This is a genomic window from Bradyrhizobium sp. CCBAU 45384 (assembly GCF_028128665.1).
Classification (GTDB): domain Bacteria; phylum Pseudomonadota; class Alphaproteobacteria; order Rhizobiales; family Xanthobacteraceae; genus Bradyrhizobium; species Bradyrhizobium manausense.
Genome location: NZ_LBIZ01000083.1, coordinates 21,869 through 44,791 on the forward strand (window position 1 = coordinate 21,869; position 22,923 = coordinate 44,791).

The window sequence follows — 22,923 nt, forward strand, 5'->3', positions numbered from 1 at the left end:
TGCAGCAGGATTAGGTGCGACAGGCTACAGCAGCAGATCGAAGATCCGCGAGGCGAGTTCCCAATGCTTCGTCTGCGGATTTTTCAAATCCGGCTCGATGATCTTCAATGTTCGTGCGACCGCGATGCCAAGCCCCCCGGCAAGGTCCGGCAGCATTGCTTCGGTCTCGTCGCTATAGCTGACTTGCAGCGGCGGCCGATGAGCCAGACGCTCGAGAATCGGCGCCAGCTCTATCGTTTCATCCAGCTTTCTGAATTGCTCGATGCATTCCTGGAGCCCCGCGGTGATCGGGAGATTCCAGGGCTGGATCAGGATGTCGCCGCCAGCCTTGGCGTCGGCTTCGGCGCGCAATAACAGCCGATAAATCCTGTGGTCGATGAAATCCTCGTAACGCTTGAGGTCGGCCTTGTCGACGTTGAGACCAGCCGCTTCGCGAAATAGTCGCTGGAACTGCCGCACGCCCTCTGGGCGCGGCGGTGGCATCTTGTCCGGGGGAAGTTGCGCGATCATCGGGCACGTTTGCCATTTTTCGCCGCCAGTTGCATTGACAGGCGTCATATGCGCGGAGTTCTTTCGTCGCTCGCCCGCTTCGCAATCATGCCGCGGCGGCCTGCGCCGGCTCTTCGTTTCGGCTGGTCCGCGCGCTCTCGAGAAACGCGTGAATCTGCTGCACGACGGTGGCTCCCTCGCCGATCGCCGCGCCAACGCGCTTGACGGATCCCAAACGAACATCACCCACTGCAAACACACCAGCCACGTTCGACTCGAGCGATGGCACGCTCGCGCCGTCAGCCGATAGAAGGTCGTCAGGTGGTATGTTCGTGCCTGTTCGCACAAACCCCTTGCTGTCGCGGCTGACGTTGCAGCCGCTCAGCCACTCTGTTGCGGGCTCTGCACCGATGAACATGAAGATGTTGCGGATCGTTTTCTCAACTTCGGCGCCGGTCTTGTCGCGCCAGCGGACTCGTTCGAGTTGGCCCTGCTCGTTACCCGACACCCCTACGATCTCCGTGCAGGTGAGCAACTCGATATTCTCTGTCGCTTCGATCCTGTCGATCAAAAATTGCGACATACTCGCAGCCAGGCTGGGTCCCCGCACGAGCATCCATACCTTCTTGGCATAGCGGCTGAGAAACACCGCCGCCTGCCCCGCAGAGTTGCCTCCGCCGACCAGCGCCACCTCCTCGTTTCGGCATAGACGAGCCTCGATCGGGGAGGCCCAATACCAAACTCCCCGCCCCTCGAAATGCTCCAAATTCGGTATGTTCGGCCTGCGATATCGCGCGCCACTCGCGATCACGACACTCAGCGCGGTGACGCTGCGACCGTCGGAGAGCTCGATCGCGAATGGACGGTGCTCACAACGAAGGTTCGTGATCTTCTCGGGGATGATCATCTCCACGCCGAACTTCTGTGCCTGCACATAGGCACGCCCCGCCAGCGCCTGGCCTGAAATTCCCGTCGGAAATCCCAGATAGTTCTCGATGCAGCTGCTGGCGCCGGCCTGTCCCCCGAACGCCCGTGCGTCAAAGACGCCGACTGACAAACCCTCAGACGCCGCATACACGGCAGCCGCAAGTCCTCCCGGGCCAGCGCCGACAATTGCCACGTCGTAACGGCGCCCTTCGAGATCCGGAGGCACCATCCCCAGGGCCCGACCCAAGTCAGCTTCACTCGGGTTTTTCAGGATTGTCCCGTTCGGACAGACCACCAGCGGCAATTCCTCCGACTTGCAGGGATAGTGCTTCAAGAAGGCTTGCGCATCCGGATCCTTTGTGGGGTCGAGCACCTGGTGCGGATAGGCGTTGCGCGCTAAAAATTCCAGCAAGCGCACCATTCCGGGATGGCCGTCGTGCTCGATGAGACAAGGGCCGCCGGCGCCGGCCTCGATCAGGAATACCCGTCGCAAAACAAGGGCCCGCATAATGCGTTCGCCGAGTTGAACGTCGGCGATCAGCAAAGCGCGAAGTTTGGCGGGCAGGAAGAGCAGCGACTCGACCGGCTCCGTTACGCGCGCATCGACCAGGGCGGGTCCGCCGGAGAGTTGCGCGACTTCGGCGACAAATTCGCCTACACCCATTTCGACGATTTTCTTCGCCCGGCCAGGTCGATCGCGAGCTTCGATGGATAGCCGACCGGCAATGATGACGAACGTGCCGGGGGGAACCTCACCCGTCCGGAACAGATGTTGATTGACGGCATAGTGTTTGATCTCGCCGAACCGGCGCATGCGGTCGATCTCGTCCGGCGTGAACTTGGGAAACATATGCTCGTGGCGGGACTCCAGCATGCCGTTGCCGCTCGTCTGGAGACCAGCGACAACCGTGTTGGATAGATCGTCCATGCTATGCGCCTTTCATGACCACGGCCCCTGCACGGCGGAAGCGCTCCAGGGATAGCCTCGCGGCGCGTGCTGCGCGGTCAGCCACTGGTCCGTCGTGAAGGCCTCGATCGCCCAAGAGCCATTGAACCGACCAATGCCGGAATTCTTCTCGCCGCCAAACGGACAGGTCGGCAAGTCGATGACGGATTGATCATTGACATGGGCCATGCCGACCTGCATTCGCTGGGCAAAGTGCACGCCTCGGTGCAGGTCGCGCGTGAATACGGCGCCGCTCAGTCCAAAACTCGTTTCATTGGCCACAGCCAAGGCTTCTTCGGCACTCCCGACCCGGAGGATCGGCGCCACGGGGCCGAATATTTCCTCTGCCGCAAGTTCCATCTGGTTAGTGACGTTCACGAAGACATGCGGCGGCAACACGAGTCCATCCGGCTCACCTCCGAGCAGCTGTTTGCAGCCGTCGTCGCGGGCGCGGCGAACACGTGCCACCAGCTTCTGAAGCTGCGAGTCGTTGATGATCGGACCAACCATGGTGTCGCCATCGCGGGGGTCGCCAGTTTTCAATCTCGCCACCCGCTCGGTAAAGCGCTCGACGAACGCGTGGTAGATGGGCTGCTCGACAATGAGGCGGTTAATAGCGATGCAGATCTGGCCCTGGTGCAAAAATTTGCCGAACACTGCGGCCTCGATGGCCTGATCCAGATCGGCGTCCGCGAGCACAACGAAGGGAGCATTGCCACCGAGCTCCAGATCGACGCGCTTGATGATCGGCGCCTTCGCCGCAAGTTCCGCGATCCTGCGGCCGACCGGCGTCGAGCCGGTAAACGAAATGACTCGTGGAACGGGATGACTGACGAAAGCGTCGCCGACTTCGCTGCCCGCGCCGACAACGACGCTGAGGAGCCCCGCCGGCAGGCCGGCTTCCTCGAAGATTTTCGCCAACAACAACCCGCCCGTGACGGGCGTATCGCTTGACGGCTTCACCACAACGGCATTTCCTACCGCGAGCGCCGGCGCGATGGTGCGATTGCTCAGATGGAGCGGCCAGTTCCAAGGACTGATCGCCCCGACCACTCCGACCGGCTTGCGGCGCACCTGATTTTCCTTGCCCGGAATGTCGGACGGAATGTAGCGGCTTTCGACCGCATGCGGCACCGAGGTCGCCCACAGCATGACCGTATGGGTCACTTCCCACTCAAGGTTCGCCTTCAGTCGCGTGCTGCCGGATTCATTGATGAGCCAATCGACGATTTCGCCACGGCGCGCTTCCATCACGTCTGCCGCACGGCGAAATACCTGCGCCCGCACCGCCGGTGCTGAGGCGGCCCACTCGCCCTGAGCCTTGGCAGCCGCTGCAAACGCCGCATCAAGATCGCGACGATCGGCCTGCTTGATTTCGAGGAGGACATCCCCGGTAAAAGGATTCGTGTCGACCAGCCTGTGATCTGCCTGCCCATGGCGCCAGGTCCCGGCGATGGGCAGCAGCTCAAACCGATCATAAGGTTGCGGATCTCTCGTTTGAACTTTGGTGCCATCCGGTACTCTGGCTTCGCGTCGGTCGGAACTACGGCTGGCAGTGCGCGCGACCATGTCCATCTCCCTGGCAGGCTGTTTCGCAGTCTGACGATGACGCGTAGAGCGACGCTCTACCTTGACAGCCGTCAACGCAAACGCCGGAAAGCATCGTGTGTCGTCAATTGTTGTTTGCGGTTCGCCCACGCCTTCAGAGCCTCTAATCGAGCAGCGCGGTGTAGGGCGTCAATAGAACCTTGGGATCGGACCTAGTTGCACCGTGGGCCGATCCGATAAGTCAAACATCAGTTCATCAACATAACACCAGCCCCAGCCTTCGGGCGGATCATAGGCTTCGATGATTGGGTGGCCGGTTGCATGAAAATGCTTCGTCGCGTGTCGATTGGGCGACTGATCACAGCAACCGACATGACCGCAGGTTCGGCAGACACGCAGGTGCAGCCAAGGGTCGCCCAGTTGCAGGCATTCTTCACAGCCAAGAGAATGGGGAACGACGTCATGAATTCCTGCCAAGTGCCTGCAACGCTGTGCCATGTCATCCTGCTCAATATCTGCGTGCTGCGTTCCGTCTGATCTCAATTCCCGCTCTTTGCAGAGCGAGCCGTCCCAGTCCTGCCAGTTCTGATACTCCCCGGCGCAGCACGCCATGCCAGCACCCTGGCAGGCCGTTCAGTTCAATCTCCGTTTCGGAGGTGGGGCATTGAATTGCGCTATTTCCGCCGTCTGCGGCGCCTTGCCGTTGAATGTCAGCACATTGCCTTCCGCCGAGATCGCGACCTTGTCACCGTCCTTCACCTCGCCTGCGAGGATCATTTCGGCCAGGGGATCCTGCAAATACTTTTGGATCACCCGCTTCAGCGGCCGCGCGCCGTAAGCGGGATCCCAGCCCTTTGCTGCGAGCCAATCCCTTGCGTCCGCATCGAGCGTGATCGTGATCTTGCGATCGTCCAGCAGCTTTTGCAGCCTGGCGAACTGGATCTCGACAATCCGTCCCATCTCGCTCCGCTGCAGGCGGTGGAACAGGATGATCTCGTCGACGCGGTTGAGGAATTCGGGCCTGAAATGGGCGCGCACCATGCCCATGACCTGCTCACGCACGGCAGCCGTATCCTCACCCTCCGGCTGGTTCACGAGGAATTCCGAACCAAGGTTGGAGGTCATGATGATCAGCGTGTTGCGGAAATCGACGGTACGGCCCTGGCCGTCGGTCAAGCGGCCGTCGTCGAGCACCTGCAGCAGGACGTTGAAGACGTCAGGGTGCGCCTTCTCGATCTCGTCGAACAGCACGACCTGGTAAGGCCGGCGTCGCACCGCTTCGGTCAGCGCCCCGCCCTCGTCATAGCCGACATAGCCCGGAGGCGCGCCGATCAGCCGCGAGACCGAGTGCTTCTCCATGTATTCGGACATGTCGAGGCGCACCATCGCGGTCTCATCGTCGAACAGGTACTCCGCCAAGGCCTTCGTCAGCTCGGTCTTGCCGACACCGGTGGGGCCCAGGAACATGAACGAGCCCATCGGCCGGTTCGGGTCTTGCAGCCCTGCGCGAGAGCGACGAACGGCCGTCGCGACCGCATGCACCGCTTCGGCCTGGCCGACGACGCGCTCGCTCAGCGCCTCCTCCATCTTCAGGAGCTTCTCCTTCTCGCCTTCGAGCATCTTGTCGACGGGCACACCGGTCCAGCGCGAGACGACCTGCGCGATATGGTTGGCGGTGACGGCTTCCTCCACCATCTCACCGGAGTTCTCCTTGGCCTCGATCTCGGCAAGCTGCTTCTCGAGTTGCGGGATCCGGCCATAGGCCAGTTCGCCGGCTTTCTGGAATTCGCCGCGCCGCTGCGCATTGGCCAACTCGACGCGCAGGGCGTCGAGCTCCGCCTTCAGCTTCTGGGCGTTTACGAGCTTGCTCTTCTCGGCGCTCCAGCGCGCCGTCAGCGCCGCGGCCTTCTCCTCGAGATCGGCGAGCTCCTTCTCCAGCGACTGCAGCCGAGTCTTGGAGCCGGGATCGCTTTCCCTCTTCAGGGCTTCCTGCTCGATCTTCAGCCGGACAATTTCGCGATCCAGCGAATCCAGCTCTTCCGGCTTGGAATCGACCTGCATCTTCAGCCGCGCCGCAGCCTCGTCCATCAGATCGATCGCCTTGTCGGGCAGGAAACGGTTGGTGATATAGCGGTGCGACAACGTCGCAGCCGCAACCAGCGCGGAATCAGTGATGCGCACCCCGTGGTGCTGCTCGTACTTGTCCTTCAAGCCGCGCAGGATCGAGATGGTGTCCTCGACCGAGGGCTCGTTGACGAAGATCGGTTGAAATCGCCGCGCCAGCGCGGCGTCCTTCTCGACGTGCTTCTGGTACTCATCGAGCGTGGTCGCACCGATGCAGTGCAGTTCGCCGCGGGCAAGCGCGGGCTTGAGCAGGTTGGACGCATCCATTGCGCCGTCGGCCTTGCCTGCGCCGATCAGCGTGTGCATCTCGTCGATGAACAGGATGAAGGTGCCCTCGCTCGCAGTCACTTCCTGGAGCACGGCCTTCAACCGCTCCTCGAACTCGCCGCGGTATTTCGCGCCAGCGATCAGCGCTCCGAGGTCGAGCGCGAGCAGCTTCTTGTCGTGCAGGCTCTCGGGCACGTCACCATTGACGATGCGCAGTGCGAGGCCTTCGGCGATGGCGGTCTTGCCGACGCCGGGCTCGCCGATCAGGACGGGGTTGTTCTTGGTCCGACGCGAGAGCACTTGAATGGTGCGGCGGATCTCCTCGTCGCGACCGATGACCGGATCGAGCTTGCCGTCGCGCGCAGCCTGGGTCAGGTCGCGGGCATATTTCTTCAGCGCGTCATAGGCGTTCTCGGCCGTCGCGGAGTCAGCCGTGCGGCCCTTGCGCAACGATTCGATCGCAGCGTTTAGGTTCTGCGCGGTAATGCCGCCCTTGGCCAGTAGCTGGCCTGCCTCGCTGTTCTTGTCCATGGCGAGGCCGAGCAGGAGACGCTCAACCGTGACAAAGCTGTCGCCGGCCTTTTCGGCTGCCTTTTCCGCGGCGTCGAATGCTCGGGCGAGCTCGGGTGCAAGATAAACCTGGCCGGCACCGCCGCCGGAGACCTTTGGCACCTTGTTCAGGGCGTCCTCGGTCGCCTTCAGGATTGCACGGGAATTGCCGCCGGCGCGGTCGATCAGACCGCCAGCAAGGCCCTCGCTGTCATCAAGCAGGACCTTCAGCAGATGCAGCGTGGAAAACTGCTGATGACCTTCGCGCATCGCCAACGACTGCGCGGACTGGATGAAACCGCGCGAGCGCTCGGTATATTGTTCAATATTCATCGTCCTCTTCTCTCGGCGATGCCGCTCCGCCCCCGAGTGCGATCAGCAAAAGATGGGTACCGGTTTTGCGTTCGATCGCGATCAAGGTATTGAAGATCCACGATCTGGTCGCCAAACCGCACGCCGTTTGGCGATCTATGCGCAAGGCGCGCACGCTGCATGCTCTTTGGGTTTCCACAAGCTCGCACTGACATTCGTCAACTCGCCAACGGGTTTTCGTCGTCGCTGAAGCCTGTCGCGACAGTGGGCGCTCATCTTCGCGTTTGAGCGCTGCCGTGTTTGCCGGCGCCAGCTAACCGCTCCGACCGCGCGTCTCACCCGCCGTCTCACGCTCTCCCACCAAAGACTCGGCGCGGCTATCGGACTATCCAGCTCGACCCGGCAATAGTGGCGATCCTGTTGGCTGAAAAGGAGCGGCAGCTTCGGCTGCTCACCGAGCTTCACGACACTGACGTAGACCTATCCATGATCGGCCTGCCGGAAGCAGCTCTCATGTTTGCAGCCATCTCCGTGTCGGCTACCCCCATGGCATCCCCGGAACTTCTCTCGGGACTATTATCCACGCCCCAGCCCTGCTCGACGCAGGTGTGCCGATCCACACCCTGGCCCAGCGGATGGGTGACGACCCAGCGGTTTTGCAGCGCACCTGCACGAAGCGCAGGCGCAGCCGGCAAGCCGATCAGCCCCCTGACGAGTACCATCACTGACTTGGCAGCAAGCTTCCTGCTTGACGAGCCATCAGAGAAAATTGGGTACAAGGACGGTAGAAACCCTCGTTCTACCGCACTCACATTTAGGCTAAGTTATTGATTTTGCTGGCAGGAGTGGCAGGGCTCGAACCTGCGACCCCCGGTTTTGGAGACCGGTGCTCTACCAATTGAGCTACACTCCTACGAACCTGCGTCGCCGCGGCTCAGGGGCGCTTTCAAGCACAGGGGACGACCGGATTGCAAGGGAGAAGCGCATCGGGGCCGCTTGTTCACAGTGCCGCTTCTGGGCCAGTGTTGCGCCCTAACGACAAGAACACAGCCGGGAGCCCCCATGAACGCCCACGCCGCCACGACAGTCGCCTCTGCAGCCCGCACACCGGCCCTGCCGGACGCCCGCCCCGAAACCCTCGGCCTGTCGCGGCCCCGCCTGCAGGCGATGTCGGATGCGTTCAAGCGCGAGATCGACAAGGGAACCATCCCCGGTGCGACCGTGCTGGTCGCCCGAGGCGGCCAGGTCGGCTGGTTCGAGGCGCTCGGCAAGCAGAGCCCGGCAGCCGCGGCGCCGATGGCGCTTGATTCGATCTTCCGGATCTTCTCGATGACCAAGCCGATCGTTTCGGTCGGCGTCATGGCGCTGGTCGAGGACGGCCACCTTCTGCTCGGCGATCCCGTCGCCAAGTTCATTCCGGAATTCGCTAATCAGAAAGTCGGCGTCGTCAGCGGCGGCAAATTGGAACTGGTAGCACCAAAGCGGCCGATGACAGTGCAGGACCTGCTCCGCCACACCTCGGGTCTTACTTACGAGCACCAGGGCGACGGCCCCGTGCACAAGCTCTATCAGGAATCCCGCGTCCGCAGCCGCAAGATCACCAATGCGGAGCACGCCGCACTGGTGGCGAGCTTTCCGCTGGTCTGCCATCCCGGCGACGAATTCAACTACAGCCGCTCTACCGATATCCTCGGCCGCATCATCGAGGTCGTCAGCGGTAAATCGCTCGGCGCATTCCTGTCTGAGCGTATCCTTGCGCCCTTGCAGATGACCGAGACCGGCTTCTCGACCTCCGAGGCCAATGCTGGCAGGCTCGCCCAGCCGTTCGAAGCCGACCCATGGACCGGCGACAAGGTCGCGCTGTTCAATATGCTCGAGCAGCCGGTGATGGAGTCCGGCGGCGGCGGTCTGGTCTCGACCACGATGGACTACGCCCGCTTCGCACTGATGCTGCGCAATGGCGGCACCCTCGACGGCGCCAGGATCATCGGTCGCAAGACGCTGGAGCTGATGGCCTCGGATCACCTCGGATCCGACATTCGGACCAACGGCACGCTGCTCGCGCCCGGCCACGGTTTTGGCCTCGGCTTCGCCGTGCGCCGCGAAGCCGGTGTCGCGCCCTTCCCCGGCAGCGTCGGCCAGTACTCCTGGAGCGGCATCGCCGGAACGTTCTTCTGGATCGATCCGAAGGAGGACCTGATCACGGTGTTCATGAGCCAGGGCCCGGGACAACGTGATTTGACAAGGACCTTGGTGCGAAACCTGGTTTACGCGGCGGTGGAGTGAGGTCGCTTCCCGTCGCTTAGTCGCAACGCTGCATCCTCATTCTCGCTGTCATGCCCCGGCTTGACCGGGGCATCCAGTACGCCGAGGCGGATGTTGTGAGAGCGAGCTCTCTATCGCCGGCCTCCGGGATACTGGATCGCCCGCCTTCGCGGGCGATGACACCTGTTGTTGTCTCAACTAATCGTCGCGCCGCCGTCGATCACCATGGTCTGGCCGGTCATGAAGTCGCCGGCCTTCGAACCCAGGAACACGGCTGCACCCGCGATCTCGTCGGGAATGCCGATGCGCAACAGCGGCGAGCGCGAGGTCGACGCTTTCAAATTCTCCGGATTGTCCCACAGCGCCTTGGCAAAATCGGTCTTGATCAGGCCGGGCGCGATGCAGTTCACGCGGATGTTGTGCTTGCCGTATTCGCAAGCGAGGTTGCGCGCGAGCTGCATGTCGGCGGCCTTCGAGATCGCGTAGGCGCCGAGAATGGTCGAGCCTTTCAATCCGCCGATCGAGGAGACGATGATGATCGAGCCGTCCTTGCGCTCGATCATCTGCGGCACCACCATCGAGATCAGCCAGTTGTTGGCGACGATGTTGTTGTCGAGAATCTTGCGGAACTGATCATCGGAAATGCCGGCGAGCGGGCCGTAATACGGGTTCGACGCGGCGTTGCAGACCAGCACGTCGATCTTGCCGAAGGCGCGGTTGCTCTCGTCGACGAGGTTTTGCAGATTCTCCTTCGAGGAGATGTTGGCGGCGATCGCGACCGCGGTGCCCTTGCCGTACTTCTCGTTGATGTCCTTGGCGACCTGCTCGCAAACGTCAGCCTTGCGCGAGGAGATCACGACCTTGGCGCCGTGCTCGGCCATGCGCTCGGCGATCGCAAGCCCGATGCCGCGCGTCGAGCCGGTGATGACGGCAACTTTACCCTTCATGTCGAACAAGGTCATGCTTTCCTCCCAGATTGATCTTCAATGTCATTCCGGGGCGATGCGAAGCATCGAACCCGGAATCTCGAGATTCCGGGTTCGGCTCTTCGAGCCGCCCCGGAATGACTGCGAACTCACGCGAGCTTCTTGACTTCCGGCCCTGACGGCTGATGCATCTCGGCATGGGCATCGTCGGCGATCCAGGGCTGCTGGTTCACCATCGGCAGCCGCCAGACCGAGCGCCCAGGGCTGGCGAAGTAATCGAGCCGCGTGATCGAGACATTGTCGATGTCGAACGACAGCGCCCGCTCGACCTGGCCGTCGAGCGCAAGGCCGATCGCGGCCTTGATGGTGCCGCCATGCGCGACCGCGATCACGTCCCGCCCAGCCGCCTCATTGTTGATCCGATCGATGGTCCGGCGCGTCCTGATATAGAGGTCCATAAAGCTCTCGCCGCCGGGTGCGGGCTCATTGATGTCGGCAAACCAGTTCGAGCCGACGGGACGGCTCGCAATGAAGGCGGCGCGGTTCATGCCCTGCCAGCGGCCGAGATTCTGCTCGGCGAGGTCCGCCTCCCATGTCATCGATTCAGGCCTCGGATAGCCCGCCGCCCAGATCGCTTCCGCGGTCTGATGCGTGCGCATCAGATTGCTCGAATACCACACCGCCTGGCGTGGCAGCACCTTGGCCACGGCATTGAAGACGTAGGTGTCGCTGGTATCGCAGGCGATGTCGCTCTGCCCGTAGATGTTGCCGCCGTCGTTGCGCACCGGCGCATGCCGGACCCACCACCATCGCGTGATGACCACATCAGGCTTGTCTTCGGCTGCCATCGAAACCCTTCCATCCTGTCTCATGTCGCTGTACGTGAGGTGTGAACGTGTCTCAAGACACTTTACTGTTTGAAATCTTGTTTGAAATTCCGTCGCGCGGCAAGCGTCGCGTGCGAAGCAAAGGGAGAAACGCATGGGCCGCCTGCAAGGCAAATCCGTCATCATCACCGGCGCCGGCAGCGGTATCGGCCGCGCGGCTTCGCTGCTGTTCACCAAAGAAGGCGCCAAGCTGATCGCGGTCGATCGCACCGAGGCGGTGAAAGAGACCGTCGACGAGGTGAAGAAGGCCGGCGGCGTTGCGGAAGCCATGATCGCCGACGCGGGCTCCGAGAAGGATGTCATTGATGTCATCGACAAGGCGGTGACGACGCATGGAAGGCTCGACGTGATCTGGGCCAATGCCGGCGTCTCCGGCGGGCTCGTTCCGCTCGGCGAGCAGACCGTCGAGCATTGGCAGGAGGTGCTGCGCGTCAATCTGATCGGGCCGTTCCTCGCGGTGAAGCATGCGATGCCGCATATGGTGAGGCAGCAATCCGGCGCGATCGTGCTCACGGCGTCGGTTGCGGGCCTCAAGGCCGGTGCCAGCGGACATCCCTATGCCGCGAGCAAGGCCGGCGTCATCTCGCTGGTGCAGACCACGGCCTATTCGCTCTCCGGCACCGGCGTACGCATCAATGCGGTCTGCCCCGGCCTGATCGAAACCGGCATGACCAAGCCGATCTTCGACCGCGCGAAGGAGCGCGGCACCCATGACAAGATCGGCCAGCTCAATCCGCTGAAGCGTGCGGGCCAGCCGCACGAGCTCGCGGCGATGGGATTGTTCCTGGCGAGCGATGAAGCGTCCTATGTCAACGGCCAGGCCTTCCCGGTGGATGGTGGTCTCACGGCGTCGATGCCGTATACGGGCAAGCCGGTTTAGCGGCTCCGGCGTCGGCGCCACTACATCGTCGGTGTCGTCCCGGCGAAAGCCGGGACCCATACCGCGGCATCTATCGAGCGCCGAAGATCGAAACGCCGAACAACCACTCGTCGCCAAACTCACGGTTGCCCGCCCTGCAAAAACCCTTCGCGCCGGTATGACCCACGCCCACCGCCTTGCGTGTTTTGCTCGTCAAGCAACTCAAGATCTCGTAGCCCGGATGGAGCGCAGCGTAATCCGGGATTCTCGCCAAGACCCGCGGAGGCCCCGGGTTGCGCTGCGCTCCATCCGGGCTACGGCCCCTGTGTTGATTTGCGCGCCCCAGCATCACGTTGGTATGGTTCATGCAGGCACCTTTGCCTCCGTCTTCCTCCGACAAGAATTGACAATGCCCAATCCGATCTTCCCGAACTCACGCCCCGGCCGTATCCGCAACATGCTTGCCGAGCTTGTCGCCTTCGACACGATCAGCGACCGCACCAACCTGCCCCTGATCGCACATATCGAAAGCTACCTCGCCTTCCTCGGCGTCAAAGGCGAGCGCATCACCGACGAAACAGGGACGAAGGCCTCGCTCTGGGTCACGATCGGACCGGAGGATAAGCCCGGTCTCGTGCTGTCAGGGCACACCGACGTCGTACCCGTCGTCGGCCAGGACTGGAGCCACGACCCGTTCAAGCTGGTCGAGCGCGACGGCAAGCTTTTCGGCCGCGGCACCACCGACATGAAGGGCTTTGTCGCGGTGTGCCTCGCCATGGTGCCGGAGATGCTGGAGGCGAAGCTGACGACGCCGATTCATCTTGCGATCTCCTATGACGAGGAGATCGGCTGCGTCGGGGTGCGGCCGATGCTTGCCGACGTCGCGAAGAAGAAGGTGAGGCCGCTCGGCGCCTTCATCGGCGAGCCGACCGAGATGAAGGTCATCGTCGGCCACAAGGGCAAGCACGGCGTGCGCGCGACGTTCCACGGCCTCGCCCGCCACTCCTCGATCGCGCCCGACGGCGTCAACGCCATCGAATATGCCGCCGAGCTGATCACCGAGATCCGACGCCGCGCGGTGAAGCTCGCCGGCGAAGCCGAGCGCAACAGCCTCTACGACGTGCCGCATTCGACGCTGCTGACCAGCATCGTGCATGGCGGTGCGGCGCTGAACATCGTGCCTGATACCTGCACAGTCGATTTCGAATGCCGCGGCATCGGCATCACCGAATCCAAGGAGGTGACGGATGCGATCATCGCCTGGGCCAAAGCCGAGCTCGAGCCCGCGATGAAGGCGCGACATTCGGACTGCGGCATCGATTTCGAGGAGATCCTCGACTACCCCGCGCTCGACACCAGGGCGGATGCGGCCATCGTCACGCTGGCCAAGGGTCTCGCCGGCCGAAACGATCACGCCAAGGTCGCGTTCGGCACCGAGGCGAGCTTGTTTGCCAGCATGGCCGATGTCCCCTCGGTGGTGATCGGACCGGGCTCGATTGCGCAGGCGCATACGCCGGATGAGTTCGTGGAGATGGCGGAGCTGGAAAAGTGCGCGAGCTTCGTGGAGAGACTGATCGCGCATTGCGCGAAGAATTGAAAACGCAGGGCGGATTGGCGCAGCGTAATCCGCCATTCTCTCCGCTCTCAGCACCGTGGCGGATCACGCTGCGCTAATCCGCCCTACGGGTCCGGCCTCAGAGTCAGCGTTGCGCCTCATCGCTCCTGCAACGCCAGCCGCACGCCGACGGCGCAGTAGATGGTCCCGACCACCTTGCCCTGCCACTTCACCACGGCAGGGTGGCGGCGCAGGAGATCGCCGAGCCGGCCGGCGCCGAGGGCGAACACCACGGTGCTGACCAGGCCGAGCAGCACGAAGACGATGCCCAGGATCGCAAGCTGAAGTCCGATCGAACCGTGCTCCGGCCGCACGAATTGCGGCAGGAAGGCCAGGAAGAACAGCGCGGTCTTGGGGTTGAGCACCTCGGTCAGCACGGCCTGGCGAAAGGCGCGGCCCGCGCCGATCGCAGGCGCGCCGCCGTTCAGCTCGATCGGCGCCCTGTCGAGCATGGCGCGAATGCCGAGATAGATCAGGAACGCCGCGCCCGCATATTTGACCACGCTGAACAGCAGCGCCGAGGTCGCGATGATCGCCGAGAGGCCGACGATGGCCATGCTGGTGTGGATCAGGTCACCGGCGGCAATCCCGGCGCCGGTCGCGATGCCGGCCTTTGTGCCGGAGCTTGCGGCGCGCGCCATGGTGAGCAGCGTCGCCGGGCCCGGGATGAAGACGAAGCCGAGAACGATGAGGACGTAGGTGATGAGAGTGGCGTGATCGATCATGTGGCGGGCTCCGGAGCGGATCAGCACAAGAGGAGATATGATGGGATGGCGGGGTGTCAATTCCGCCCTACGCATCAGTGCGGATAGGGCGTCTCGCAATTTGCCTCAGCGTCATTGCGAGCGCAGCGAAGCAATCCAGACTGCAACCGCGGAAAGATTCTGGATTGCTTCGCTGCGCTCGCAATGACGGCGGAACGAGCTTACCCCACCGCAGGTGTCATGCCCCGGCTTGACCGGGGCATCCAGTACGCCGCGGCATCTCGCTTCAATCACGCCTTCACGGAGTACTGGATTGCCCGCTTTTGCGGGCAATGACGCTGTGTACGTAGAAGCAGCATTCGCACCAAACAAAAGCGCGGCCACCGGCCGCGCTCGTTCGTCCCTACGCCGCGCCCGCCTTCTGCGCGTATTCCCACGATGCCTTCGACAGCGGCACGGTGCGCTTGGCTGACTCCAGCGCCTTGGCGTTGGCGGCGGTGCCGTCGCGGACGCGACCGGCGATGCCCTGGGTGATGCCGGCGAGGCGGAACAGATTGTAGGCGAAGTACCAGTTCAGATCGGGCACCGTCATCCTGGTGACGTTGCAATAGATCTGCGCGGCTTCCTCGACGCTCGGGATGTTGAGCGCCTTGAGGTCGGCGCCCTCGAGGCCCGGCATGATCCACTGCATCAAAAGATAGGTGAAATCGGCCATGGGATCGCCGAGCGTCGACAGTTCCCAGTCGAGCACCGCCTGCACGCGTGGTTCCGTCGCGTGGAAAATCATGTTGTCGAGACGATAATCGCCATGGACGATCGAGACGCGCGCTTGCTCCGGCACGGTCTTGGGCAGCCATTCGGCGACCTTCTCGAACTCCGCTATGTGCTGGGTCTCGGACGCGCGATACTGCTTGGTCCAGCGGTCGATCTGGCGCGCAAAGTAGTTACCGGGCTTGCCGAAGTCGCCGAGGCCGATCGCGACCGGATCGTACATATGGAGCTTCGCCAGCGTCTCGATCTTGCTGGTGAAGATCTTTCGCCGCGCATCTTTGTCCTGGCTCGGCAGCGTCGGATCCCAGAACACGCGCCCCTCCTCCATCGACATGATGTAGAAGGCAGCGCCGATGACGCCGTCGTCCTGGCACAGCGCATAGGCGCGCGCGACCGGGAAGCCCTGCTTTCCAAGGGCTGCGATGACGCGATATTCGCGGTCGACGGCGTGTGCCGACGGCAGCAATTTGCCGAACGGCTTTCTGCGCATCACGTAGGAGCGCGTGGGCGTGTTGAGCCGGTAGGTCGGATTGGACTGGCCGCCCTTGAACTGGAGCACGACGAGCGGGCCCTCAAAGCCTTCGACGTGCTCGCGCATCCACGCCTCCAGCCTCAGCTCGTCGAAGCGATGACGCTCCTCGACCGGCTTGGTGCCCGAGAACTCCTCGTCTTTCCTGACGCCGTCAGTCACGGTGACGCTCCCCATTTGTTTGTTCGTCATTCCGGGATGGTCCGAAGGACCAGACCCGGAATCTCGAGATTCCGGGTTCGATGCTACGCATCGCCCCGGAATGACGAGCTGGGAATATCCCGCGTTCTCCCCCGCTTAGTGCTTGGGAGAATTTGCATACTTCCGAACTTCCAACCTTGCAATGGCGCGATTGTGCACTTCGTCCGGACCGTCGGCGAGACGCAGCGTGCGGATGTGGGCGTAGTCCTTGGCAAGGCCGGCCTCATCGGAGACGCCGGCACCGCCGAACGCCTGGATCGCCTCGTCGATGATCTTCAGCGCCATATTGGGCGCGGCGACCTTGATCATGGCGATCTCCGCCTGCGCGGTCTTGTTGCCGACCTTGTCCATCATGTCGGCAGCCTTCAGACACAGAAGACGCGTCATCTCGATGTTGGTGCGGGCCTCGCCGATGCGCTGCTCCCACACCGAGTGCTCGACGATCTTCTTGCCGAAGGCGGTGCGCGAGGAGAGCCGCCTCACCATCTTCTCCAGCGCTTCCTCGGCCTTGCCGATGGTGCGCATGCAGTGATGAATACGGCCGGGTCCGAGGCGGCCCTGCGCGATCTCGAAGCCGCGGCCCTCGCCGAGCAGGATGTTCTCCTTCGGCACCCGCACGTTCTCGAGCAGCACCTGGGCGTGACCGTGCGGCGCATCGTCGAAGCCGAACACCGGCAGCATCTTCTCGACCTTGATGCCTGGCGTGTCGAGCGGAACCAGGATCTGCGACTGCTGCTGATGCTTCGCGGCGCTGAAATCGGTCTTGCCCATCAGGATCGCGATCTTGCAGCGGGGATCGCCGACGCCTGACGACCACCATTTGCGGCCGTTGATGACGTAGTGATCGCCGTTCTTCTCGATGCGGGTCTCGATGTTGGTGGCATCGGACGAGGCCACGGCCGGTTCCGTCATCAGGAAGGCCGAGCGGATCTCGCCGTCCATCAGCGGACGCAGCCATTTGCGCTTCTGCTCCCGGGAGCCGTAGCGGATGAAGACTTCCATGTTGCCGGTGTCGGGCGCGGAGCAGTTGAACACTTCCGAGGCCCAGGTGATGCGGCCCATCTCTTCCGAGAGCAGCGCGTATTCGAGATTGGTCAATCCCGCGCCGCGGAATTCGTCGTCCTCATGCTCGCTCGGCGGCAGGAACATGTTCCAGAGGCCTTCGGCCTTCGCCTTCTTCTTGAGGTCTTCAAGGATCGGAATCACCTTCCAGCGGTCGCCGCTCTTGTCCTGCTGATCGTAGATCGGCACCGCCGGACGCACGTGCTTGGCCATGAAGGACTGCACGCGCTCGAGCCATTCCTTCTGCTTGGGCGACATATCGAAGTCCATGGGACGCTCCTCGTCTCTCGCTTTGAAAGCCTGTTTTGCGCCGGACTGTCCTCCCGCGGTGCGCGGCCCGCAAGCGCCATCAGCGGATTGCGGGGCGTGGAACCGGCGGCACCCTGGTGCGGCACAATTCCATCATGCGGATTGACTTTCTCCGGCCTTCAAACGATAGTTTCATACAAGTGTTTGAAATGCAACTCCCCTCGCATCGTGCCCCCGCTCGTCATTCCGGGGCGACGCGGAGCGTCGAACCCGGAATCCAGAAGCTGCGGCGCGAGATTCCGGGTCCGTGACTGCGTCGCGCCCCGGAATGACGAGGTTCTCACCATGGCCAGCGATCATACGAGGTCTGCCATTCTCGCCGCCGCCGAACGGCTCTATGCTGATCGCGGCTTTGGCGACGTCACGCTGCGCGACATCGTCGCGGAGGCGGGCGTCAACCTCGCGGCGGTGAACTATCATTTCGGCTCGAAGGACGAGCTGATCGCGGAATTATTTGTCACCCGCTCGATCGCAACCAATCGCGAACGCTTGCGCGAATTGAAGGCGGCGGAAGAAGCCGGCGGCGGCCGCGCGCCGATCGAGGTGATCTTGCGCGCGCTGGTCGGTCCCACACTGCGCGGGTGCCTGGGCCCCGAGAACCAGCGCTCCACCGCGGCGCGCTTCATGATCCGCGCCTCGATCGAGTCAGTGCCGCCGATCCGTCGCATCAAGAACCGCGAGATCGACCATTTGCGCAAATTCGCGGGCGCGATGCGCAGGTCCCTGCCCGACCGCAGCGACGTCGATATCTATTGGGGCCTGAATTTCGCGCTGGCGATGGCGCATCACACCATCCGCGAGAGCGAGCGCCTGACGAAACTGTCGGAAGGCCAGTGCGATCTCGACGACGTCGAGGACGTGGTCGGGCGCGTCGTCAGCGTCGCGACGATGGCGCTGACGGCGGGGCGAACGGAGAGCAAGGCGGCGCCACGGATCGCCGCTCGCTAGTTCACATCATGGCGATGCAGTCGATCTCGACGTCGAACGGACCGAACCATTCCGGCGTTACGACGAAGATCCGAGCCGGCGGATCTTCAGGGAAATAGCGCGCATAGATCGTGTTGAACGTGGCGAAGTGCCTGGTCGAGGTGCAGTAGACGTTGCACTTCATGACATTGTCGAGCGAGGCGCCGGCGGTCTGAAGGCACAGCTTCATCTGCTCCATGACGATTTCGCTTTGGCGCTCGATTCCCATCCCGCCGATCTCGCCCGTCTCCGGGTGAAACGGCGGTAGGCCGGCAACGAAGACCATGTTGCCGGCGCGCGTCACCGGCGAGGTCGGCGCCTTCACACGATCGAGAAAGGACGAGATCGGTTCGACACGGAGCACTTCGCGTTTCATGGGCCACCTTCGGTTCAAGCGGGACTGCTTGCTGACTACATTATTCTGCAGCCAGCATGTTTCGCTTCTGATCGAAGTGTGGGTGCGGGGCTAGCCCCGCTGCGGCATCTCCTCGGCCTCTTCCTTGGCGAGCAGCAGCAGCATCTCGATGCCCATGTCGCCTTCCTGCGGCGAGCGGATGAACTTGATCTCTTCGGCGCTTTGCCGCAGTGCGGCAATGATCGCGACCGCCTGATTGGCAGTCGCCGCCTCAGTCGCCAGAATTGCCTTCTGGTCCTTCGCTTGGAACCCGATCGTGTAGGACATGCACGTGTCTCCCCGAACTCAGTGATGAGATCGAATCTGAGTCGGAGCCGAAACGAAAGCCTGTGCGAGTACGGACCGGGTTTATCTGGGGATTGCGCGCAAGCCTCAGATAAGGCCGCGCCATCGTCATGCTTTGGTCACCAGATGATGCGCAGGGCTAGATGATCCCCTGCTTCTTCAGCTCGTCGATCTTCCCGGCATCATAGCCGAGCTTGCCGCCGAGCACCTCCTTTGTGTGCTCGCCGAGCAGCGGCGGAGCGCGGTAGTCGGTGATCGGCGTGCCGGCGAAGGTCAGTGCATTGCGGATCAGCGACAGATCAGGCTGGAAGGGATGGTCCACCTTCACCCGCATGCCGCGCGACTGCACGTGCGGATCGGAAAACACCTGCTCGAAATTGTTGATCGGGCCTGACGGCACGCCGGCCTCCTCGAGCTTGTCCAGCCAATAGGCCACCGGCTTTTTCAGGAACAGGCCGGCGAAGATCGCCATGATCTCCTTGCCGTGCACGACGCGGTCGTTGTTCCTGACGAAGCGCGGATCGCTCGCGAGCTCGGGCTCGCCGAGCACGGCGCAGGTGCGCTGGAACTGGCCGTCATTGCCGACCACCACCATCAGCTCGCCGTCGGTGCAGCGGAATACGCCGGCCGGCATGCCGCCATTGCCCCAGGTGCCGCGGCGCGGCGGGATCTTGCCGTTGACGAGGTAGATCTGCAGCCAGTGGCTGAGCGAGGCGATCACGGTGTCGAACAGGCAGACGTCGAGATGCTGCCCGACGCCGCCATTGGCGTCGCGATGGTAGAGCGCCGAGAGAATCCCGATCGAGGCGTTCATGCCGGTCATGTAATCGACGATGGAGGGACCGACCTTCATCGGGCCCTCGCCGGGCTCGCCGTCGATATGGCCGGTGACGCTCATCAGGCCGCCCATCGCCTGCAGAATGGCGTCGTAACCGGCACGCGGCGCGTAGGGGCCGGTCTGGCCGAAGCCGGTCACCGAGCAATAGATGATCCTGGGGTTGATCGCCTTGATCGTCTCGTAGTCGAGGCCGTAGCGCTTGAGATCGCCGACCTTGTAATTCTCCATGAAGACGTCGGCGTCCTTGGCGAGTTCGCGGATGATCGCCTGCCCCTCGGGCTTGGCGATGTTGACGGTGACCGACTTCTTGTTGCGGTTGGCGCAGAGATAGAACGAATTGTTGTTGTTGGCCTTGCCCTCGGGGTCGGCGAGGTAAGGCGGGCCAAAGGCGCGGGCGTCGTCGCCGGTGCCGGGCCGCTCGATCTTGATCACCTCGGCGCCGAGATCGCCCAGCATCTGGGCCGACAAGGGCCCGGCGAGGACGCGCGTGAGGTCAAGGATCTTGATGCCTGAGAGCGGCAAGGCCGACATGCGATTTCCTCCGGGGAACTGGATCTTGAAGCTGATCTTGGCGCAGCGGCGAGAGGCCGTGCCGCGCTCCCTGCGGATACACCATTTTGGTGCCCTGAGCACTGCACTGGCGGCATACGGCCATCCCCTGCCATGGCAGCGGACGCAGCCCCGCTGCGACGAATTCCGCGCTGCGAGTAACGCCTCAGGTCGCGGCCGCTGCGGCCAGCCGCGGCCGACGCCGTCCGAGCAGGACCAGGATCAGCACTGTCGCGCAGGAGATCACCAGCGTGAGGCCCAGCGCGCCGCGGCTGCCGAACTGGGTGAGCAGGCCGGCAAGCAGCGGCGGCGCGATCGCGGAGGCGAGATTGAGCGGCAATGCGATCATCGACATCGCCTTGGCGAACTCGGCCTGGTCGTAGAAGACCAGCGGGATCGTCGCCCGCGCCACCCCCATCGCGCCACTGCCGGCGCCATAGAGCAGGATGAAGGTTGCGACCGCCCAGGTCGCGCCCTCGCTCAGCATCAGCAGCACCATGGCGATGGGAAGCGCCGTACCGGCAACCAGCCCGGTGGTGATGCCGTCCCAGCGGCCGCCGCCGAGGAAGTCGAGGCCGCGGGCGCTGACCTGGATCACGCCCAGCATCGAGCCGAATGCAAGCGCCTGGGCGGGCGCGAGGCCCTCCGCTCGCAACAGCTCGATCAGGATGGCGCCGATGCCGAAATTGACGAAGGCGTTCATCGTGATCACGCAGGCGACGAGGCCGAAAGTGCTTCTTGGAATCGCAGGCCGCCGCACCGCCTTCACGGCCTCGGCATGTTCGTCAGTCACGATTTTGCGGCGCGGCGCGACGAACGCGTAGAGAGGGAGATTGATGCCGAGCAGCATGGCTGCAAAGACCAGACAGGTGCCGCGCCAGCCGAGCAGGTCACTGAGGAACGAGGTGGTCGGCCAGAAGATGCTGCTGGACAGACCCGTCACCAGCATCAGCCCGCCGATGGCATTCTTGGCGCCCCGCCCCGCGATCTCGTTCAGCATGATGTAGGCGCCGGTCGACAAGGTGGCGCTGCCGCCCATGCCGAGAAAGATCCAGCCGGCAAAATACAGGATCGGCTCGCGCGCGAAAAACAGAACGACGTAGCCCGGCGCGGAGACGACAGTGCCCACCATCATCACCTTGCGCGCGCCGTGGCGCGCAAACGCCTTGGCGAGCCAGGGCGCACACAGGCCCATGGTGACATAGAGCACCGAGCTGCCCGCGAACACCGCCGGCAAGCTCATGCCGAGATCGGCCGCGAGGTCGCGGCCGACCACGGCCGGAAGGCCGATCGTACCCCATGCAATGAGCTGGGTGATTGCGAGCACCAGCAGGACCCCGATGAGCCTGCTGTCAGATTTCAAGAACCGCATTCCAGTCGTCGCCTGCCCGGCAGGCGCCGATCACGCCTGTGAGCCCCTCTTACCGGGAGACTCAGCACACGGGAACGCCGGCCGCCGAATGGCAGAAGGCAGCCAGGAGCATGTCAGGTGCGGGACGGTCGTCCCCTACCGCACGATCCCGAGCAAGGATCGCGCCTCTGTTGCGGTTGCGGCTCGGCGGCCATGGCGCGCCAAGGCCTCGCAGGCGATGCTCACGAGCTCCGCATTGCTGGCGGCAAGGCGCGTCTTGTCGACCCTGATATTGTCCTCGAGCCCGGTGCGAACCGCATCGGCGCCGCGCGAAAGGGCCCAGTCCATGACCTCGGCCTGATGGCGGCCAATGCCGGCCGCGGTCCAGGTTGCCTTCGGGATCAGGCGACGCAGCTCGGCCAGCAGGATGTCGAGCACGTGCTCGTCGGCCGGCATCGCGTTCTTGACGCCCATGACGAATTGCACATGCGGACGCGCATCCATCAGCCCCGCCTCGATCAGGCGTCGTGCGCCATGCAGATGCGACAGATCGAAGATCTCGATTTCAGGACGAACGCCATTTGCCTTCATGCCGGCGGCGAGAGTCTCGACCAGCGCGGCGCTGTTCTCGTAGACAATGGTCGGAAAGTTCACCGACCCCGTCGACAGCGAGGCCATGTCCGGCTTCAGATAGAGCGATGACCCGCGTGCCGAGGGATCGCGGCCACGCCCGCCGGTCGAGAACTGCACGATCATCCCTGGGCAATGCTTCCGGATGCCTTCCTGCACCAGGGCGAAGCGCTCCGGGTCTGAAGACGGCGTCTCATCGTCGTTGCGAACATGAATATGGGCAAGCGTAGCACCGGCCTCGAAGGCCTGGTGCGTCGATTCGATCTGCTCGGCGGGCAGGATCGGCACCGCGGGATTATCCTTCTTGCGCGGAACAGAGCCGGTGATGGCGACGGCAACAACAGCGGGATTCATCCTGCAACCTCATCATGAGCGCTCACGCGCATACCAAGTCGATCGACCGTCAGTCTATACCGTGAAGCTGCGCCGCTGCGAGCGCCATCGATCGCAGCGGCGCGGCCTCTCTCGGTCAGGTCCGAGCTGCGGCAGCACCGGTCGCTGCCTCCGTCCGCTGCCGATCATAGTCGGCCCGCGCGATCGGAACGGCTTTGGGATTACCGAGATCGTCGATGCGGACCCGGTAGGTTTCCCGGGCCGTG

Annotated in this window: 19 protein-coding genes and 1 tRNA gene; 4 read left to right on the forward strand and 16 right to left on the reverse strand. The window is 63.3% G+C overall.

Annotated features, from left to right (window positions below; translation table 11 throughout):
• Positions 1–24: 24 nt before the first annotated feature.
• The 6 genes from XH80_RS05240 to XH80_RS05265 all read right to left on the reverse strand — a co-directional run bounded on the left by XH80_RS05240 (position 25) and on the right by XH80_RS05265 (position 8,075).
• On the reverse strand, positions 25–558 hold the full coding sequence (locus XH80_RS05240) for a DUF1931 family protein (protein ID WP_271597637.1): 534 nt from the start codon (positions 556–558) through the stop codon (positions 25–27).
• Positions 559–595: 37 nt separating this feature from the next.
• Entirely contained in the window at positions 596–2,344 is a 1,749-nt protein-coding gene (locus tag XH80_RS05245) for an FAD-dependent oxidoreductase (protein ID WP_271597638.1), read from the reverse strand.
• Positions 2,345–2,356: 12 nt separating this feature from the next.
• Entirely contained in the window at positions 2,357–3,931 is a 1,575-nt protein-coding gene (locus XH80_RS05250; protein WP_271597639.1) for an aldehyde dehydrogenase family protein, read from the reverse strand.
• A 168-nt stretch (positions 3,932–4,099) separates the two neighbouring features.
• Positions 4,100–4,408 (reverse strand): UBP-type zinc finger domain-containing protein, encoded by a 309-nt coding sequence (locus XH80_RS05255; RefSeq protein ID WP_271597653.1) that lies wholly within the window; start codon positions 4,406–4,408, stop codon positions 4,100–4,102.
• 135 nt (positions 4,409–4,543) lie between these two features.
• A complete protein-coding gene (clpB, locus tag XH80_RS05260) occupies positions 4,544–7,183 on the reverse strand; it encodes an ATP-dependent chaperone ClpB (protein ID WP_271597640.1) in 2,640 nt (879 codons plus the stop codon).
• An 816-nt stretch (positions 7,184–7,999) separates the two neighbouring features.
• Positions 8,000–8,075: transfer RNA gene (locus XH80_RS05265), tRNA-Trp, on the reverse strand.
• Between the two features lie 149 nt (positions 8,076–8,224).
• Between XH80_RS05265 and XH80_RS05270 the strand changes: the two genes are divergently transcribed.
• Positions 8,225–9,448, forward strand: a complete 1,224-nt coding sequence (locus tag XH80_RS05270; RefSeq protein WP_271597641.1) for a serine hydrolase domain-containing protein — start codon at positions 8,225–8,227, stop codon at positions 9,446–9,448.
• Between the two features lie 173 nt (positions 9,449–9,621).
• Here XH80_RS05270 and XH80_RS05275 read toward each other — a convergent pair whose 3' ends face one another.
• Together XH80_RS05275 and XH80_RS05280 are read right to left on the reverse strand one after the other, a co-directional pair.
• Complete coding sequence (locus tag XH80_RS05275; protein ID WP_220005451.1) at positions 9,622–10,389, reverse strand: SDR family NAD(P)-dependent oxidoreductase; 768 nt, start codon at positions 10,387–10,389, stop codon at positions 9,622–9,624.
• A gap of 113 nt (positions 10,390–10,502) precedes the next feature.
• Positions 10,503–11,201 carry a histidine phosphatase family protein gene (locus tag XH80_RS05280; RefSeq protein ID WP_271597642.1) on the reverse strand — a complete coding sequence of 233 codons (699 nt, stop codon included), beginning with the start codon at positions 11,199–11,201 and terminating at the stop codon, positions 10,503–10,505.
• A gap of 133 nt (positions 11,202–11,334) precedes the next feature.
• Between XH80_RS05280 and XH80_RS05285 the strand changes: the two genes are divergently transcribed.
• On the forward strand, positions 11,335–12,120 hold the full coding sequence (locus XH80_RS05285) for an SDR family NAD(P)-dependent oxidoreductase (protein WP_271597643.1): 786 nt from the start codon (positions 11,335–11,337) through the stop codon (positions 12,118–12,120).
• Between the two features lie 388 nt (positions 12,121–12,508).
• Positions 12,509–13,696, forward strand: a complete 1,188-nt coding sequence (gene argE, locus XH80_RS05290) for an acetylornithine deacetylase (RefSeq protein WP_271597644.1) — start codon at positions 12,509–12,511, stop codon at positions 13,694–13,696.
• 116 nt (positions 13,697–13,812) lie between these two features.
• On the opposite strand, the gene XH80_RS05295 is transcribed toward argE, so the two are convergent.
• The 3 genes from XH80_RS05295 to XH80_RS05305 all read right to left on the reverse strand — a co-directional run bounded on the left by XH80_RS05295 (position 13,813) and on the right by XH80_RS05305 (position 17,251).
• Positions 13,813–14,439 (reverse strand): LysE family translocator, encoded by a 627-nt coding sequence (locus XH80_RS05295; RefSeq protein WP_271597645.1) that lies wholly within the window; start codon positions 14,437–14,439, stop codon positions 13,813–13,815.
• Positions 14,440–14,821: 382 nt separating this feature from the next.
• Positions 14,822–15,880, reverse strand: a complete 1,059-nt coding sequence (locus XH80_RS05300) for a phosphotransferase family protein (protein ID WP_271597654.1) — start codon at positions 15,878–15,880, stop codon at positions 14,822–14,824.
• Between the two features lie 135 nt (positions 15,881–16,015).
• Complete coding sequence (locus XH80_RS05305) at positions 16,016–17,251, reverse strand: acyl-CoA dehydrogenase family protein (RefSeq protein ID WP_271597646.1); 1,236 nt, start codon at positions 17,249–17,251, stop codon at positions 16,016–16,018.
• Between the two features lie 324 nt (positions 17,252–17,575).
• On the opposite strand from XH80_RS05305, the gene XH80_RS05310 reads away from it, so the two are divergent.
• Entirely contained in the window at positions 17,576–18,238 is a 663-nt protein-coding gene (locus tag XH80_RS05310) for a TetR/AcrR family transcriptional regulator (RefSeq protein ID WP_271597647.1), read from the forward strand.
• A gap of 1 nt (position 18,239) precedes the next feature.
• Here the strand turns inward: XH80_RS05310 and XH80_RS05315 are convergent, their stop codons facing one another.
• From XH80_RS05315 to XH80_RS05335, 5 genes are all read right to left on the reverse strand, one after another.
• Positions 18,240–18,632: a RidA family protein gene (locus tag XH80_RS05315; protein ID WP_271597648.1), complete on the reverse strand. Its 393-nt coding sequence runs from the start codon at positions 18,630–18,632 to the stop codon at positions 18,240–18,242.
• A 90-nt stretch (positions 18,633–18,722) separates the two neighbouring features.
• Positions 18,723–18,938, reverse strand: a complete 216-nt coding sequence (locus XH80_RS05320) for a hypothetical protein (RefSeq protein WP_128966853.1) — start codon at positions 18,936–18,938, stop codon at positions 18,723–18,725.
• A 157-nt stretch (positions 18,939–19,095) separates the two neighbouring features.
• On the reverse strand, positions 19,096–20,325 hold the full coding sequence (locus XH80_RS05325; protein ID WP_271597649.1) for a CaiB/BaiF CoA transferase family protein: 1,230 nt from the start codon (positions 20,323–20,325) through the stop codon (positions 19,096–19,098).
• 184 nt (positions 20,326–20,509) lie between these two features.
• Entirely contained in the window at positions 20,510–21,715 is a 1,206-nt protein-coding gene (locus tag XH80_RS05330; RefSeq protein WP_271597650.1) for an MFS transporter, read from the reverse strand.
• 135 nt (positions 21,716–21,850) lie between these two features.
• Positions 21,851–22,678 (reverse strand): 3-keto-5-aminohexanoate cleavage protein, encoded by an 828-nt coding sequence (locus XH80_RS05335; RefSeq protein ID WP_271597651.1) that lies wholly within the window; start codon positions 22,676–22,678, stop codon positions 21,851–21,853.
• Between the last annotated feature and the right edge of the window lie 245 nt (positions 22,679–22,923).